A 15,281-nucleotide genomic window follows, 5' to 3' on the forward strand; every position below is an offset into this window, starting at 1 on the left:
GCTGCGGGGTTTTCTGCCGGAGCTGCTTGGCCGCGTGCTCGAGCGCCAGAAGAGCGAGCCTGCGCCGCTCGCCCTCGACGGGCCGTTTCCGATAGAAGCCCAGCGCCGGCTCGGCGAGGAGCTGATCCGGATCATCGGCTTCGATTTCCATCACGGCCGGCTCGACGTCTCGGCCCATCCCTTCACCGGCGGCACCGCCGACGACGTGCGCATCACCACGCGCTACGACGAGGCCGACTTCGCCCGCGCCCTGATGGGCACCCTGCACGAGACCGGGCACGGTCTCTACGAAGCCGGCCTGCCGCGCGAGTGGCGGCGCCAGCCGGTCGGCAACGCGCGCGGCATGGTGCTGCACGAGAGCCAGTCGCTGCTGATGGAGATGCAGGCCTGCCGCGGCCGCGCCTTCATCGATTTCGCCGCCCCGCGCATGCGCCAGGCCTTCGGCAAGGAAGGCCCTGCCTGGACGGAAGCCAACATCCATCGCCTCTACACGCGCGTGGCGCCGGGCTTCATCCGGGTCGATGCCGACGAGGTCACCTATCCGCTGCACGTCATGCTGCGCTACCGGCTCGAGCGGGCGATGCTGGCCGGCGACCTCGCCCTGGCCGACCTGCCGGGTGCCTGGAACGACGGCATGCGCGAACTGCTGGGCATCGCGCCGCCGGACGATGCGCTGGGCTGCCTGCAGGACATCCATTGGCCGGATGGCGGCTGGGGTTATTTCCCGACCTACACGATGGGGGCCCTGGCGGCGGCCCAGCTTTTCGCCGCCGCGCGCCGGGCCGTCCCCGGCCTGCTGGAAGCCATCGGAAAGGGCGATTTTGCCCTCCTGTTGGGCTGGCTCAGGGCCAATGTGCACGGCAGGGGCTCGATTGCCGGGACCGACGAGATCCTGACGGAGGCCACCGGCGCACCGCTGGGCGTCGCGGCCTTCAAGGCGCATCTGGAAAGCCGTTACCTCTCGGCGTAAGAGAGAGCCATGCTCGACCTGCGCCCCAACTGCGAATGCTGCGACAAGGACCTGCCCAACGGCGCGTCCGATGCCCTCATCTGCACCTTCGAGTGCACCTTCTGCGTGGACTGCGCCCGAACTCGCCTGGGCGGTCATTGCCCGAACTGCGGCGGCGATCTGGTCAAACGCCCGACCCGCCCCGAGAAGATGCTGGCCAAGCACCCAGCCTCAACCAAGCGTGTCCGCAAGGACCACGAGGCCTGTCGCCAGGTGGCATAACCCCACCTGGCGTGACGGCCGCGTAACCGGAGCTTCATTTTGCGCTACATCAGCACCCGCCACGGCTCGCAGGGGAAACCCGCGCCGCTCGGCTTCGAGGACATCATGCTCGCGGGCCTTGCCCGCGACGGGGGCCTCTATCTGCCCGCTGAATGGCCGCAGTTCAGCACGGCCGACATCGCCGCGCTGAAGGGCCTCAGCTACACCGAGCTCGCCTTCCGTGTCATGTGGCCTTTCGTCGACGGAGCCTTCGACGAGGCGACCTTCCGCCGCCTGATCGGCGAGGCCTATGCCTCGTTCGAGACGCCTGAGGTGGCACCCCTGAAGCCGCTGGGTGAGTCGGGCCTGCACCTGCTCGAGCTGTTTCACGGCCCGACGCTCGCCTTCAAGGACGTGGCCCTGCAACTGCTTGGCCGCATGCTCGATCAGACGCTGACGGCGCGCGGCCAGCACGCCACCATCGTCGGCGCCACGTCGGGCGACACCGGCTCGGCCGCCATCGAGGCAGTGCGCGACCGCAAGACCATCGACATCTTCATGCTGTTCCCCAAGGGACGGGTGAGCGAGGTGCAGCGCCGGCAGATGACGACGGTGTCTGCGCCCAATGTCCACAACATCGCCGTGCAAGGCACGTTCGACGACTGCCAGGACCTCGCCAAGGCCTGCTTCAACGATCTCGCCTTCCGCGACCGGCATGCGCTGACGGCCGTGAACTCGATCAACTTCGCCCGCGTGATGGCGCAGATCGTCTACTATTTCTGGGCCGCCCTGAAGTTGGGTGCGCCAGAGCGGCCGGTGGCCTTCACGGTGCCCAGCGGCAATTTCGGCAACGTCTATGCCGGCTACGCCGCCAAACAGATGGGCCTGCCGATCTCGCACTTCGTGGTCGGCACCAACAGCAACGACATACTGGCGCGCTTCTTCGAGAGCGGCACCATGACCACGACCGAGGTCGTGCCGACTTTCAGCCCGAGCATGGACATCCAGATTTCCAGCAACTTCGAGCGCCTGCTGTTCGACCTCTATGACCGCAATGGCGTCACCCTGGCCGATGCCATGACCGCCTTCCGCAGCACCGGCACGCTCAAGGTCGGCGCCAACGCGCTGGCGGGCGTGCGCGCGCTGTTCGACGCCGGCCGTGTCGACGAGCCCGGCACCCTTGCAGCCATTGCCGACTGCCGCCGCCGCTTCGGCGAGACCATCGACCCGCACACCGCGGTGGGCTATGCGGTGGCCCAGCAGCATCGCCGCGACCTGGCTGTTCCCATGGTTGTGCTGGCGACGGCGCATCCGGCGAAGTTCCCCGACGCTGTCGAGAAGGCGACCGGCGTGCGGCCGTCCCTGCCGGCACGCCTCGGCGATCTCATGGACCGCGCCGAGCGCGTCGACGGACTGCGCAACGATATCGGTGAGCTGAAGGCCATGATCGACGAACGCCGGGCAATGGCTGCCGCACCCGCGACACGAAGCAAGGTACGCACATGAGCGACGTCAGGGTCACCACGCTCGGCAACGGCCTGCGTGTCGCCGTCGACGAGATGCCCGAGGTCGAATCGGCCTCGCTCGGGATCTGGGTCGCCTGCGGCACGCGCCACGAAAGCGCCGAGCTGAACGGCATGGCCCACATGCTCGAGCACATGGCGTTCAAGGGCACCAGGACCCGCAACGCCCGCGCCATCGCCGAGGAGATCGAGAACGTCGGCGGCAGCCTCAACGCCTACACCGGGCGCGAGATCACGGCCTACCACGCCTCGGTGCTCAAGGAGGACGTAGGCCTCGGCGTCGAGATGATCTCCGACATCCTGCGCAATTCTGTGTTCGATCCCGACGAACTGCAGCGCGAGCGCGGCGTCATCCTGCAGGAGATCGGCCAGGCCCTCGACACGCCCGACGACCTGATCTTCGACCAGTTCCAGGAGACCGCGCTGCCCGGTCAGCCGCTCGGCCGGCCGGTGCTGGGCACCGCCGATTCGGTCGAGGCGATCGGCCGCGACGATCTCTTCGCCTATCTCGCCCGCCACTACACCGCCTCCAACATGGTCCTGTCGGCGGCGGGCCGGGTCGAGCACGACCGCATCGTCGATCTCGCCGAGAAGCATTTCGGCTCGGTGCCGCGCACACCGGCCAATGCCATTGCGCCCACGCCGCTGCGCTATGTCGGCGGCGACGGCCGCGAGACCCGGGTGCTCGAGCAGGCGCATCTGGTGCTGGGCTGCGAGGGCATCGGCTATCGCGATCCCGACTATTTCGCGCTCGCCATCTACTCGACCCTGTTTGGCGGCGGCATGTCCTCGCGCCTGTTCCAGCGCATCCGCGAGGAGCGGGGGCTGGTCTACGGCATCCACTGCTTCAACACCGCCTATGCCGACGGCGGCCTGTTCGGCATCTATGCCGGCACCGGCGAGGACGACCTCGCCGAGCTGGTGCCGGCGGTGTGCGAGGAGTTCGTCGGCGTCGCCGATACCGTGCATGAGCAGGAGCTGATCCGCGCCCGCAACCAGATCAAGGCCGGCACTTTGATGGCGCTGGAGTCGAGCGGCGCGCGCTGCGAGCAGGCGGCGCGCCACCTGATCGTCCATGGCCGGTCGATCCCCTATGCCGAGATCGTGGCCCGCATCGAGGCGGTCGACCAGGAGGCCGTGCGCCGCGTCGCCCGCCGCCTGCTGAAGGGTGAATTGACCCTGGCGGCGCTCGGCCCGATCGACGGCCTCGAAGCCCTCGACAAGATCGCCTCCCGGCTGGCGGCTTAGAAGGCGCCGCGGCTTTTTCATATTCCTCTCCCCCGCTAGGGGGAGAGGTTAGGTGAGGGGGCTAAACACGTGCGATTCCCCCTCACCCGTCCTCTCCCCCTAGCGGGGGAGAGGTGGATGAAGGTGGTGATGTTTATTTGAAGCTTCTCTAATGCCGCTCGTTGCTGCGTGCGGGGGCTGCGGCGGGGACGGGGTTCGTGCTGCGGGCGCCGCTGATCAGGCCCGCCGTCGCCTGCGGGGCCGGGTTGCGTGGCGGTACGCCGATCGAGGCGCGTTCGACCACCTTCTTCACCTCGGCGCTGCGGCGGATCAGGTTGTAGCGCAGGCCGGTGTAGAGGTTCACCGGGAACGGCATGCGGGCATCGAAGTCGATGATCAGCACCACGCGCGTCTCGTCGGTCTGGTTCTTCACCCAGTGCTCGCGCGTGTCGTCGAACACCAGCGGCTTGCCTTCTTCCCAGAAGAAGTGGTGGCCGCCGATCTCGATCCAGCATTTCTCCGGTTCGGACGGCACGATCAGCGGATAGTGGAAGCGCACCACGCCGGCCGCCGAGCCACGGTGCGGCTCGATTTCGGCACGGCCGTGCAGGATGCTGAACAGCGCGGTATGCACGCCCGGGATCTTGTTGATCGCGGCCATGGTGTCGGGCACCGCCGCGGCGTTCTCCTTCACGTCGTGGCCCATCAGCTTCAGCAGGAAGGTGCGCCACGCCCGGCCGGCCACGTAGAGGTCGCGCGGATGGACCTCGTGCAGCGCCGGGATTTCCTCGTGATGGCTCAACAGGTAGTCCAGATCCGCCTTGATCTTGGCGTGGCTCTTCTTCAGTTCGCCCAGGATCGGGAACGACCGCATCGCGTCCTCGCCGGCCAGCGGCAGCTTGGGCATGTTGCGCAGGATCATGTCCGACATCTTGAGGTTGAAGTCCTCGATCGGCTGCTGCGGCACCCAGATGTGCTTGGTCAGATAGAAGCGGCCCTTTTGTCCGATTCCCTGCGGAGACTCATTTGCCATGATCGGGATCCTGACCTCGTGAAATCCAGTACATAGTTAATACTTCCGATTTGCCTCGCCAAGACGGGACAATTGACGCGGAGGCCGCGACCGACGGTCTCAATTTCCTACGTCAAGCCTCGGAAAACATGTAACAATTCTAAACCTGCGTTACACTGGCGCCAAGATGTTCCGTTTCGCCGATGTTCCCCTGTCCCTGTCGGGGATGACCCGGATCGCCGGCCGGCGCGTTTTCCTGCGCGCCCCGAGCATGGACGACTGGGCCGAATGGGCCGAATTGCGGGCCCGCAGCCGGGCTTTTCTCACCCCCTGGGAACCGACCTGGCCCGAGGATTCGCTGGGCCGCGACCATTTCCGCCGCCGCCTGCGCCAGCAGGTCCGCGAATGGCGGGCGGGCGAGGCCTACGGGCTGTTCGCCTTCACCAACGACACCCGCCGGCTGGTGGGGGGCATAAACCTCAGCAACGTGCGGCGTGGCGTCGCCCAGGCCGCCGCGGTCGGCTACTGGATGGGGCAGCCCTACGCCGGCCAGGGACTGATGACGGACGCGCTCCGCGCCGCCCTGCCGTTCGTGTTCGACGAGCTGCGGCTGCACCGCCTCGAGGCGGCCTGCCTGCCGCACAACGAGCCCTCCAAGGGGGTGCTGGCCAAGGTCGGCTTCCACGAGGAGGGCCTCGCGCGCCAGTATCTTCGCATCAACGGCCAATGGGCGGATCACCTGCTGTTCGCCCTGCTGCGCGCCGACTACGATCAGCTCCTGAGAACTACCCGTTGAAATCAACTCCTCCCCCGCTTGCGGGGGAGGTGGCCGAAGGCCGGAGGGGGATCATGATTGTACCGACCTTGTTTGACCCCCTCCGTCTCCTTCGGAGACACCTCCCCCGATGACGGGGGAGGAGGGAGAGGATTCACCATGCGCAATCTGACACCGACCACCATCACCCAGGCCTTCGCCGACTACGCGCGCAAGGCGCCCTCGGCCCGCACGCGCGACCTGATGGTCTCGCTCGCAGCTCACCTCCACAGCTTCGTGCGCGAGAACAAGCTGACCCAGGACGAGTGGATGGCGGCGATCGACGTGCTGACGCGCGCCGCCAAGTTCACCGACGACAAGCGCAACGAATTCATCCTGCTCTCCGACCTGCTCGGCGTCTCCTCGCTGGTCGACATGGTGAATGCCACCGACTCCGGCACGACGTCGTCGTTGCTGGGGCCGTTCCTGATCGAGGGCGCCCCCGAGTTGCCCAACGGCGGCGACATGTGGCGCGGTCAGGAGGGCGAGCCGCTGGTGGTGAGCGGCAAGGTCGTCGACGAGAAGGGCAAGCCCGCCAAGGGCACGGTGCTGGCGCTCTGGCAGAACGCCGGCAACGGGCTCTATGCCCAGCAGGATTCCAAACAGGCGCCGACCAACTATCATGCGCGGCTCAAGGTCGCCGACGACGGCAGCTTTGCCTTCACGACCGTGCGGCCGGTCGCCTACCAGGTGCCCTACGATGGCCCGGCCGGAGACATGCTGCGCGCGCTCGGCCGTGACGCGTGGCGGCCGGCCCACCTGCACATGATGGTCCATGCGCCGGGCCACAAGCCGCTGATCACCATGTTCTTCCCCGAGGACGACAAGCACCTCGACAGCGACGCCGTGTTCGGCGTGCGGGTGCCGCTCGTGCTGCCCTTCGCGAAGGAGACGGTGCGCGCAAAACTGCCGGCCAACCTCGCGGCGCGCGAGACGCTGCCGCTGCCGGTGTGGACGGCAAGGCTCGATCTCGCCCTGCCCGCGGGCTGATGCGCCCCGGTTGATGCAGCTCGTCGGCGTTCGCGGTGTCGCCAAGGTCTTTGCCAACGGTGTGAAAGCGCTGGACGGCGCATCGCTCGATATCGAGGCCGGCGAATTCCTGAGCGTCCTGGGACCGTCGGGCTGCGGCAAGTCGACCTTGCTGCGTCTCATCGCCGGCCTCACGCCGGCCAGTGCCGGCACCATCGAATGGCCTGCAGGCAAGCCCGATCTCGGCTTCGTCTTCCAGGAACCGACGCTGATGCCGTGGGCGACAGCGCTCGCCAATGTCGAGTTGCCGCTCAAGCTCGGCGGCGTGGCGCGAAGTGAACGCGAGGCGCGGGCGGCAGAGGCGCTCGACCATGTCGGCCTCGCCGGCTTCGAGCGCACCTGGCCGCGCGAACTGTCGGGCGGCATGAAGATGCGGGTGTCGATCGCGCGCGCGCTGGTCACCCGGCCCAAGCTCCTGCTGATGGACGAGCCTTTTGCCGCCCTCGACGAGATCACGCGCCGCCGTCTCAACACCGACCTGCTGGAGCTGTGGCAGCGTACGCGCTTCACCGCGGTGTTCGTGACGCATTCGGTGTTCGAATCGGTGTTCCTGTCGCAGCGCATCGCGGTGATGAGCACGCGGCCGGGTCGCGTGCTGTCGGAACTCGCCATTCCGGCACCCTATCCGCGCACCGAAGCCTTCGGCACCTCGGCCGAGTACGCCGCCCTCTGCCGGCTCGCCTCGGCGCAGCTCTCCGAGGCGATGGCGGCATGAGCGGGCATCGTCGAATCCATCCATCTTCATGCTCCTCCCCCGTCTCGGGGGAGGTGGCGCGCAGCGCCGGAGGGGGACGGCCACAGCATCGCTGCTCGCCGATTTCAGATCGGAAAAATTCAGAGATCGCCGTTGGAGCTTTCCCCCTCCGTCCCCTTCGGGGACACCTCCCCCGCGACGACGCGGGGGAGGAGAAGAGATCATGACCGCCCGCTTCATCGCGCCGGCTGTCATGGGCCTCCTGATGCTGGTCCTGTGGGAGGCCATCGTGCGGCTGGCCGAGATCCCGCCCTATGTCCTGCCGGGTCCCGTCGCGGTCGCGCGGACGCTGGTGGCCGACTGGGGCATGCTCGCGCCCGCGCTCGGCGTCACGCTCACCATCACCCTGGAGGCGCTCGCCGCCGCCGTCATCGTCGGCGTCCTGCTGGCGGTGCTGTTCTCGCTGTCACGCTGGGTCGAGCTGTCGCTCTTTCCCTACGCCATCATCCTGCAGGTGACGCCGATCGTGGCCATCGCGCCCTTGATCATCGCCTGGGCGAACGACGTCGACCTGTCGCTGCTGATCTGCGCCTGGCTGGTGGCGTTCTTTCCGATCCTGTCCAACACCATCCTCGGCCTGCGCTCGGTCGACCACAATCTGCTGGCCCTGTTCGAGCTCTACGGCGCCGGCCGCTGGAAGACCCTGATCTACCTGCGCCTGCCGGCGGCGCTGCCGTATTTCCTGGGTGGGCTCCGCATCTCCGGCGGGCTGGCGCTGATCGGCGCCGTCGTCGCGGAGTTCGTGGCCGGTACCGGCGGCAATGCCTCGGGCCTCGCCTACCGCATCCTCGAGGCAGGCTACCAGCTCAGGATCCCGCGCATGTTCGCCGCCCTGGTGCTGATCTCCGCGGCGGGCATCGCGATCTACCTGCTGCTGTCACTGCTGTCACATTTGCTGCTGCGGCGCTGGCATGAAAGCGCGATCGGGCCGGAGGAGTGAGGCCGGCTGCGGCTGGACAGAGCCTCCGGACACGCAGGCGATGGTGTAGCCTTGAATTGATGATATCCTATAGTATATGGTATCTTATAAGATATGTTGAGAGTCGTTTTCGATACCGACGTCATCGTGACGGCGCTGCGAAGTGCGACAGGCGCCAGCAACGCCGTGCTGCGCGAAGTGGCTCATGGGCGGCTGACGCCGTTGGTCACCCCCGCGCTGTTCCTGGAATACGAAGCCGTATTGAAGCGGCCGGATCAGCGACTCGCGCACGGCCTGGGATTGGCGGAGGTCGATCGCTTCCTGGCGGCCTTCGCGGCTGCTTGCGAAGCCGTCGAGGTCAGCTTCCAGTGGCGACCTCAGTTGGGCGACGCCAACGAGGAGATGGTTCTGGAAGCAGCAGTCAATGGTCGTGCTCAGGCACTCGTTACGCACAATGTGCGCGATTTCGTGAAGGGCGTGGAAAAGTTCGGGGTGCGGGTTCTGCGTCCCGGTGAATTGCTGAAGGAGTTACGGTCATGAGCAAGGCATCGTATCCGCTCAAGCTGCCCGCTTCGGTGAAGGCTGCCGCCGCCCGCCTCGCCAAGGAGGACGGCGTGTCGCTCAATCAATGGATATCGGTGGCGATTGCCCAGAAGATCGGCGTGGTCGAGACAGCGGCGGATTTCCTCAAGCGCCGATCGGGCAGCGCGCGGCGCCAGGACATGCTGCCGTTCCTCAAGGGGGCCAAGCACGAGGTGCCGCCGGCTGGAGACGAAATGTAGTCTCCGGTTCCGCCAGCGGTCCCTGAGCTAAAGTTGCAAGTTCAGCAGGTTTATGCTAGTAAATTTGATAGGCTGGCGCTTGGACTGCGCCGGCCTTTTTCATGTCCGGCACGACCTGCCCGCAGCCGCCTGCGGGATCGCGCAATGCGCTGGTGCAGCCGCCGCGGGTCCTGACCCGTGGACAGTCCCAACAACGACCCCGTCTCAACTCGGCGCCAGATAAGGACGCCAGAACAGACACTTAACGACATCCTGGGCACAGGGTGCGCCGGGGCAGTGCGACCAAAGACTTCGCGAAACGCGAGAAAAGCCCGTGGAATAAGGCTTATCCCGGAGTCTGGCCCAACTTCGGGCCCAACACTCCCTCAATTCAGGTGGGCCCGGTAAGCGGGCGAAAAACCCGCCGTTATTGGCTTTCCGGCGTGCGGAGAGCTGAATTTCGAGCCGTCGAGTTGGGCCGAATTTCTACCTCAGGCCGGCGAGAAAATTCTGGACCAGCGGCGCCCAGATGGCGGCACCATCATTGCTGCCGGCCAGGCTGTGGCCGTCGCGGCCGAACGCGCCGACCGGCCTGAAAGTCGCCTTGCCGCCTGAAGCGTCGTAGGCGGCGACCATGCGCCTGGCGAGGGCCGGTTCGAAGAAGCTGTCGTTCTCGGCATAGATCCAGAGCAGCGGCACGCGGGCCGTGGCGCCGTACTTGCCCGCCGCCTGGACGAGCGCCTCCGGTGTGCAGTTGCCGATGCCGCCGCCCGGCAGCTTCTGGTGGCCGCCGCGACCGCCGGCGAAGTTGATCATGCCGGGCACGCCCGGCGGGTTGCGGCTGGAGAGCGCCACCGTGGCCCAGCCGCCGGCCGATTGGCCGACCACGAGGGTGCGGTCGGGCGCGACATAGGGCTGGGTGCGCATGAAGTCGATCGTGGCCTGGACGTCGGCGGCGCTCTGCAGGCCCGCGCTGTAGTAGTCCGGCGCGTCGCAGCGGCCATAGGCTTCGGCCCAGGTCCCGCCGCTCTCGCCGTAGCCGCGCCGGAGCGGCAAGGCCACGACATAGCCGCGCGCCAGGAACCAGGAGGAGAGGGCGGAGTAACGCGGCGGCTCCATCCTGGCGCGCTGCGAGCCGTCCGCCGGCGAGCCGTGATTGATGACGACCAGCGGCTGCCGCGCCTCGCCCGGCGGCCGCACCACCCGGGCGACGAGGGTCGCGCCGCCGGGGCCGGGCAATTTCACGATCTGGTCCTGCGCTGCCGCCGGCCAAACGAAGAGGAAGGCAAGCACCCAGAGAAGAGCGTGGCGGCGCATCATGGTCTCCTATCGTCCGCTGCGTCGTCCCGGCCGCCCGCCCGCGCCGGAACCGGTGCGGACGCCACGGAAGACGCGAGAATGCTGCATCTTGCCCAGGTGGACGCCGACGTTGGCGCTGGCGGCCTGGCCCGGCAGTTCGAGCTCGTGGGCTTCGAGGCGGCGGATCTCGTCGCGCAGGCGGCCGGCTTCCTCGAATTCGAGGTTGGCCGCGGCGTCGCGCATGCGCTTCTCGAGATCGGCGATGTGGGTGCGGAGATTGTGCCCGACCAGATGGACGTCGCCCGAGACGCCGGTGTCGACCGTGTAGTGGTCGCGCTCGGCGGTCGACTGCAGGATCTCGCCGATGTTCTTCTTGATCGATGCGGGCGTGATGCCGTTGGCCTCGTTGAAGGCGACCTGCTTGGCGCGGCGACGGTCGGTCTCGCTGATCGCGTACTTGATCGAGTCGGTCATCTTGTCGGCATAGAGGATGACCCGGCCGTCGATGTTGCGCGCGGCACGGCCGATCGTCTGTACCAGCGACGTCGGCGAGCGCAGGAAGCCTTCCTTGTCGGCGTCGAGGATGGCGACCAGCGCGCACTCGGGAATGTCGAGGCCCTCGCGCAGCAGGTTGATGCCGACCAGAACGTCGAACGCGCCCAGCCGCAGGTCGCGGATGATTTCGATGCGCTCCAGCGTGTCGATGTCGGAATGCAGATAGCGGCAGCGGATGCCGGCTTCGTGGAGATATTCGACCAGATCCTCGGCCATGCGCTTGGTGAGCACGGTCACCAGCACGCGCTGGCCCTTCTTCGCGCAGTCCTTGCACTCGGCGATCAGGTCGTCGACCTGCTTCTCGACCGGGCGGATGATCACCGTCGGATCGATCAGGCCGGTGGGGCGAATCACCTGTTCGATGAAGGCGCCTTGCGTGCGCTCCATTTCCCACGGGCCGGGTGTGGCGCTGACGAAGGTCGTCTGCGGGCGCAGCGCCTCCCATTCCTCGAACTTCAGCGGCCGGTTGTCGATCGCCGAGGGCAGGCGGAAGCCGAATTCGGCCAACACGCTCTTGCGGTTGAAGTCGCCGCGGAACATGCCGCCGATCTGCGGCACGGTGACATGGCTCTCGTCGCAGATCAGCAGCGAGTGCTCGGGGAAGTACTCGAACAGGGTAGGCGGCGGCTCGCCCGGCTTGCGGCCGGTGAGATAGCGCGAGTAGTTCTCGATGCCGGCGCAGGCGCCGGTCGTCTCCAGCATCTCGATGTCGAAATTCGTGCGCTGCTCGAGCCGCTGCGCCTCGAGCAGGCGGCCGGCGCGGTTGAACTCGTCGAGCCGCTGCTTGAGATCGGTCTTTATCTGGTCGATTGCCTTCTGCATCGTCGGCTTGGGCGTCACATAGTGGCTGTTGGCGTAGACGATGATGTCGGACAGGGTGATCGTCTTGTCGCCGGTCAGCGGATCGAACTCGGTGATCGAGTCGATCTCGTCGCCGAACATCTCGAAGCGCCAGGCCTTGTCTTCGTAATGGGCCGGGAACAGGTCGACCGTGTCGCCGCGCACGCGGAAGGTGCCGCGCTGGAAGGCGTTGTCGTTGCGCTTGTACTGCTGCTCGACGAAGCGGCGCAGCAGCGTCGTGCGGTCGATCTTCTGGCCCTTGTGCAGGCGGAAGGTCATCTTCTGATAGTTCTCGAGCGGGCCGATGCCGTAGATGCAGGAGACAGAGGCCACGATGATCACGTCGTCGCGCTCCATCAGCGCACGCGTGGCGGAATGGCGCATGCGGTCGATCTGCTCGTTGATCGACGAATCCTTCTCGATGTAGGTGTCGGTCCGCGCGACGTAGGCTTCGGGCTGGTAGTAGTCGTAGTAGGAGACGAAATACTCGACCGCGTTCTCCGGAAAGAAGCCCTTCATCTCGCTGTAGAGTTGCGCCGCCAGCGTCTTGTTCGGCGCCATCACCAGCGCCGGCCGGTTCTGAGAGGCGATGACATTGGCCATCGTGAAGGTCTTGCCCGAGCCGGTGACGCCCAGCAGCACCTGGTCGCGCTCACCGCCCTCGACGCCGGCGATGAGCTGCCTGATCGCCTCGGGCTGGTCGCCTGCCGGCGTGTAGTCGGACACCAGCTTGAAGGGCCGCGCGCCGCCTTCGAGTTCCGGCCGTCGCTGGATGTACGGCATCAGGAGCGGCATGGTCGCGACTGCGAGATTCTTTGGGGGCATGGCCTGCATTATATGATGCGCGACCGGCACTCCGGCAATGCTAGCGTCGCCGGCCGTCATGCCCGACCTGTTGGCTCTTTCCTTCCTGATTTCGGCCGTCGTTGCCTGCATTGCAGGCATGGTGCGCGGCTTTGCCGGCTTTGGCGCGGCAATGGTGATGACTCCGGTGTTTTCCGCCCTTTACGGACCCGCGGTTGGCATCGCGCTCTGCCTGATCCTTGAGATCGCGGTCGTCCTGCCGCTGTTGCCGTCTGTGGTGCGGTATGTCGATTGGCCTCGGATCGCGTTGCTCATGGTTGGCGCTGTCGTCTTCGTGCCAGCCGGTAATTTCGTGCTGACTCTCGCCGATCCTGAACCGATGCGCTGGGTGATTTCCGCCATCGTGCTCGCGGCCGTGGCGTTGCTGGCGAGCGGCTGGCGCTATCCCGGCCAGCCGCGCCCAGCCACGACACTCGCTGCCGGTGCTGCCAGCGGCTTCCTCAACGGCCTGTCGGGCATGGCAGGTCCGCCGATCGCTTTCTACTATCTCGCCGGCCAGGAGACGGTGACGCGCGTGCGGGCCAACCTCACGACCTACTTCGTCTTCGTCGACCTGGCGGCGACGGCGATGTTCGCTTCGCGCGGCCTGATCGGCTGGTCGACGGGCGTGCAAGCCCTTTTCCTGGCACCAGCCGTCATGCTGGGCGGCATCCTGGGCGGGCGATTGTTCCCCCTGGCCAGCGAGCGCTTCTATCGGCGTCTGGCGCTCGGCCTTCTAGTCGGCGTGGCGATCGGTTCTCTGATGTTGTAAGCGGTCGGACATGAGGATTTGGGACAAAATCGTGGAAGGCATGAACGGCCTCGGCATCGCCGAGCTGCTGGGCCTGTCCATGCCGCCCGTCGACGACGGCGGCCATCCCGGACTGCGCCAGATCGGTTTCACCATCGGCGTCATCGCACTCGGCGCCAAGATGGCGCGGGTCGACGGCGACGTCTCTGAGCTCGAGGTCGCGGCGTTCCGCGAGTTCTTCCAGGTGCCGCCGGGCGAGGAAGCGAACGTCCAGCGCTTCTTCGATCTTGCGAAGCGCGACGCCGGGGGCTTCGAGACCTATGCGCGACAGGTCGCAGCGCTTTTCCCCGATGCGCCGGAGGTTCTCGAGAACGTCATCGAAGGCCTGTTCAGCATCGCCCGGGCCGACGGCGAAATCGACGCGGCCGAGGCCGACTATCTCGCCAAGGTTGCGCGCATCTTCGGGCTCGAGAGTTCCCGTTTCGAACGCGCCAAGGCTGCCGCGCTCGGCGTGATGGAGTGCGAGCCCTGCGTCATTCTCGGCATCGATCCGATTGCGACCGACGAGCAGATCCGCGAGGCCTGGCTGCGACAGGTCCGCGCCAACCATCCCGACCGGCTGATCGCCCAGGGCCTGCCCGAGGAGGCGATCGCCATGGCCAATCGCAAGCTCGCCCTGATCAACGACGCCTACGACCGTCTGCGTCGCCAACGCGGCCTGGTTGCCGCCTGACCGTGAACATCGTCGACCAGCCGTCGCCCAATCACGCGCCGCGGCCCGATGGTGCGGTCGTCGATATCCTGGTCCTGCACTACACCGAGCTGCCGTTGCAGGAGTCGCTCGACATTCTCAGCGATGCTGCGCGCGAGCATCGCGTGAGTTCGCACTATGTCCTGGCGGAGGACGGCACAGCCTATCGCCTGGTGCCCGAGGACCAAGTTGCCTGGCATGCCGGCCGCTCGCATTGGCGCGGCCGCGAGGCGCTGAACACCACGTCGGTCGGCATCGAGATCGTGAACCTGCACGGTGATCGCCACGATTATCCGCCGCGCCAGATCGCGGCGTTGATCGAACTCTGCAAGGCCATCCTGGCGCGCCATCCGGCGATCGAACCCCGCAATGTCGTGGGCCATTCCGACATCGCGCCCAAGCGGAAGATCGATCCCGGCCTTCGTTTCCCGTGGGCGGCCCTGGCCGCGGCCGGTGTCGGGCTCTGGCCGAAAGCGGGTGGGCGGCCTCTCGACGGCGACTTCTACAAGGCCCTCCAGCGCTTCGGCTATGCGCCGCCGATCGCGGTACCGCCCAGGGACATCGTCAAAGCCTTCCAGCGGCATTTCCGGCCGGCCCAGGTCGACGGCATGCCCGATCCCGAGACGCGCGCCCTGCTGGCCGACCTCCTTGACCAGGTCGGGGGAGCCGCCTAGCTAGGGCCGTGGGTCAGACGGCTGGATGGCTGCGCTGTCGCGGGCAACCGCGGCGGTGAGGAAAGTCCGGGCTCCACGGAGACACGGTGCCGGATAACGTCCGGCGGGGGCGACCCCAGGGAAAGTGCCACAGAAAACAGACCGCCAGCCCGGTTCGCCGGGAAGGCAAGGGTGAAACGGTGGGGTAAGAGCCCACCGCGCGACCGGCAACGGAAGCGGCACGGCAAACCCCACCGGGAGCAAGACCAAATAGGGGCGACACGCCGGGCAACCGGCAGCGGTGTTTCCGCGTCGTCGCCCGGGTCGGTCGCGCGAGGCG

Annotated in this window: 15 protein-coding genes, 1 other RNA gene and 1 pseudogene; 14 read left to right on the forward strand and 3 right to left on the reverse strand. The window is 66.9% G+C overall.

What is annotated here, in order from left to right; all coding sequences use genetic code 11:
- The 4 genes and pseudogenes from EPO55_RS08000 to EPO55_RS08015 all read left to right on the forward strand — a co-directional run.
- Positions 1-970 (forward strand): annotated as a pseudogene (locus tag EPO55_RS08000) (carboxypeptidase M32); the annotation flags it as partial.
- Positions 971-979: 9 nt separating this feature from the next.
- Complete coding sequence (locus EPO55_RS08005; protein ID WP_296336086.1) at positions 980-1,231, forward strand: DUF1272 domain-containing protein; 252 nt, start codon at positions 980-982, stop codon at positions 1,229-1,231.
- A 36-nt stretch (positions 1,232-1,267) separates the two neighbouring features.
- On the forward strand, positions 1,268-2,716 hold the full coding sequence (thrC, locus tag EPO55_RS08010; RefSeq protein WP_296336104.1) for a threonine synthase: 1,449 nt from the start codon (positions 1,268-1,270) through the stop codon (positions 2,714-2,716).
- On the forward strand, positions 2,713-3,981 hold the full coding sequence (locus EPO55_RS08015) for a pitrilysin family protein (RefSeq protein ID WP_296336087.1): 1,269 nt from the start codon (positions 2,713-2,715) through the stop codon (positions 3,979-3,981). The genes thrC and EPO55_RS08015 overlap by 4 nt, the downstream gene beginning before the upstream one ends.
- A gap of 148 nt (positions 3,982-4,129) precedes the next feature.
- On the opposite strand, the gene EPO55_RS08020 is transcribed toward EPO55_RS08015, so the two are convergent.
- Positions 4,130-4,993 carry an aspartyl/asparaginyl beta-hydroxylase domain-containing protein gene (locus tag EPO55_RS08020; protein WP_296336088.1) on the reverse strand — a complete coding sequence of 288 codons (864 nt, stop codon included), beginning with the start codon at positions 4,991-4,993 and terminating at the stop codon, positions 4,130-4,132.
- Positions 4,994-5,159: 166 nt separating this feature from the next.
- Here EPO55_RS08020 and EPO55_RS08025 point away from each other — a divergent pair, with 166 nt between their 5' ends.
- The 6 genes from EPO55_RS08025 to EPO55_RS08050 all read left to right on the forward strand — a co-directional run bounded on the left by EPO55_RS08025 (position 5,160) and on the right by EPO55_RS08050 (position 9,270).
- On the forward strand, positions 5,160-5,768 hold the full coding sequence (locus EPO55_RS08025) for a GNAT family protein (RefSeq protein ID WP_296336089.1): 609 nt from the start codon (positions 5,160-5,162) through the stop codon (positions 5,766-5,768).
- A 138-nt stretch (positions 5,769-5,906) separates the two neighbouring features.
- Positions 5,907-6,776 carry a dioxygenase gene (locus tag EPO55_RS08030; protein WP_296336090.1) on the forward strand — a complete coding sequence of 290 codons (870 nt, stop codon included), beginning with the start codon at positions 5,907-5,909 and terminating at the stop codon, positions 6,774-6,776.
- A 13-nt stretch (positions 6,777-6,789) separates the two neighbouring features.
- Positions 6,790-7,530: an ABC transporter ATP-binding protein gene (locus EPO55_RS08035; protein ID WP_296336092.1), complete on the forward strand. Its 741-nt coding sequence runs from the start codon at positions 6,790-6,792 to the stop codon at positions 7,528-7,530.
- Positions 7,531-7,732: 202 nt separating this feature from the next.
- Positions 7,733-8,509: an ABC transporter permease gene (locus EPO55_RS08040; RefSeq protein WP_296336093.1), complete on the forward strand. Its 777-nt coding sequence runs from the start codon at positions 7,733-7,735 to the stop codon at positions 8,507-8,509.
- Positions 8,510-8,602: 93 nt separating this feature from the next.
- Positions 8,603-9,028, forward strand: coding sequence for a putative toxin-antitoxin system toxin component, PIN family (locus EPO55_RS08045; protein ID WP_296336094.1), 426 nt, complete (start codon positions 8,603-8,605; stop codon positions 9,026-9,028).
- Positions 9,025-9,270: a toxin-antitoxin system HicB family antitoxin gene (locus EPO55_RS08050; RefSeq protein WP_296336095.1), complete on the forward strand. Its 246-nt coding sequence runs from the start codon at positions 9,025-9,027 to the stop codon at positions 9,268-9,270. The genes EPO55_RS08045 and EPO55_RS08050 overlap by 4 nt, the downstream gene beginning before the upstream one ends.
- Positions 9,271-9,735: 465 nt before the next feature.
- On the opposite strand, the gene EPO55_RS08055 is transcribed toward EPO55_RS08050, so the two are convergent.
- Positions 9,736-10,569 carry a CocE/NonD family hydrolase gene (locus EPO55_RS08055; RefSeq protein ID WP_296336096.1) on the reverse strand — a complete coding sequence of 278 codons (834 nt, stop codon included), beginning with the start codon at positions 10,567-10,569 and terminating at the stop codon, positions 9,736-9,738.
- Positions 10,570-10,575: 6 nt separating this feature from the next.
- The gene (gene uvrB, locus EPO55_RS08060) at positions 10,576-12,888 is read right to left on the reverse strand and encodes an excinuclease ABC subunit UvrB (protein ID WP_296336097.1); all 2,313 of its coding nucleotides are present in this window, start codon (positions 12,886-12,888) and stop codon (positions 10,576-10,578) included.
- Here uvrB and EPO55_RS08065 point away from each other — a divergent pair.
- The 4 genes from EPO55_RS08065 to rnpB form a co-directional block, all read left to right on the forward strand.
- Positions 12,827-13,558, forward strand: coding sequence for a sulfite exporter TauE/SafE family protein (locus EPO55_RS08065; RefSeq protein WP_296336098.1), 732 nt, complete (start codon positions 12,827-12,829; stop codon positions 13,556-13,558). The genes uvrB and EPO55_RS08065 overlap by 62 nt on opposite strands.
- A gap of 10 nt (positions 13,559-13,568) precedes the next feature.
- The gene (locus EPO55_RS08070; RefSeq protein WP_296336099.1) at positions 13,569-14,270 is read left to right on the forward strand and encodes a TerB family tellurite resistance protein; all 702 of its coding nucleotides are present in this window, start codon (positions 13,569-13,571) and stop codon (positions 14,268-14,270) included.
- 2 nt (positions 14,271-14,272) lie between these two features.
- On the forward strand, positions 14,273-14,962 hold the full coding sequence (locus tag EPO55_RS08075) for an N-acetylmuramoyl-L-alanine amidase (RefSeq protein WP_296336101.1): 690 nt from the start codon (positions 14,273-14,275) through the stop codon (positions 14,960-14,962).
- 13 nt (positions 14,963-14,975) lie between these two features.
- Positions 14,976-15,281: RNase P RNA component class A (gene rnpB / locus EPO55_RS08080), an RNA gene on the forward strand; the annotation flags it as partial.

Source organism: Reyranella sp., from assembly GCF_004296935.1.
GTDB lineage: Bacteria > Pseudomonadota > Alphaproteobacteria > Reyranellales > Reyranellaceae > Reyranella.

Excerpts from the sequence above, each read along its gene's own strand:
- EPO55_RS08005 (WP_296336086.1), top strand. The coding sequence starts at position 980 with ATGCTCGACCTGCGCCCCAACTGCGAATGCTGCGACAAGGACCTGCCC.
- EPO55_RS08015 (WP_296336087.1), top strand. The coding sequence starts at position 2,713 with ATGAGCGACGTCAGGGTCACCACGCTCGGCAACGGCCTGCGTGTCGCC.
- EPO55_RS08020 (WP_296336088.1), bottom strand. The coding sequence starts at position 4,993 with ATGGCAAATGAGTCTCCGCAGGGAATCGGACAAAAGGGCCGCTTCTAT.
- EPO55_RS08025 (WP_296336089.1), top strand. The coding sequence starts at position 5,160 with ATGTTCCGTTTCGCCGATGTTCCCCTGTCCCTGTCGGGGATGACCCGG.
- EPO55_RS08030 (WP_296336090.1), top strand. The coding sequence starts at position 5,907 with ATGCGCAATCTGACACCGACCACCATCACCCAGGCCTTCGCCGACTAC.
- EPO55_RS08035 (WP_296336092.1), top strand. The coding sequence starts at position 6,790 with ATGCAGCTCGTCGGCGTTCGCGGTGTCGCCAAGGTCTTTGCCAACGGT.
- EPO55_RS08040 (WP_296336093.1), top strand. The coding sequence starts at position 7,733 with ATGACCGCCCGCTTCATCGCGCCGGCTGTCATGGGCCTCCTGATGCTG.
- EPO55_RS08045 (WP_296336094.1), top strand. The coding sequence starts at position 8,603 with ATGTTGAGAGTCGTTTTCGATACCGACGTCATCGTGACGGCGCTGCGA.
- EPO55_RS08050 (WP_296336095.1), top strand. The coding sequence starts at position 9,025 with ATGAGCAAGGCATCGTATCCGCTCAAGCTGCCCGCTTCGGTGAAGGCT.
- EPO55_RS08055 (WP_296336096.1), bottom strand. The coding sequence starts at position 10,569 with ATGATGCGCCGCCACGCTCTTCTCTGGGTGCTTGCCTTCCTCTTCGTT.
- EPO55_RS08065 (WP_296336098.1), top strand. The coding sequence starts at position 12,827 with ATGCCCGACCTGTTGGCTCTTTCCTTCCTGATTTCGGCCGTCGTTGCC.
- uvrB (WP_296336097.1), bottom strand. The coding sequence starts at position 12,888 with ATGCCTGCAATGCAGGCAACGACGGCCGAAATCAGGAAGGAAAGAGCC.
- EPO55_RS08070 (WP_296336099.1), top strand. The coding sequence starts at position 13,569 with ATGAGGATTTGGGACAAAATCGTGGAAGGCATGAACGGCCTCGGCATC.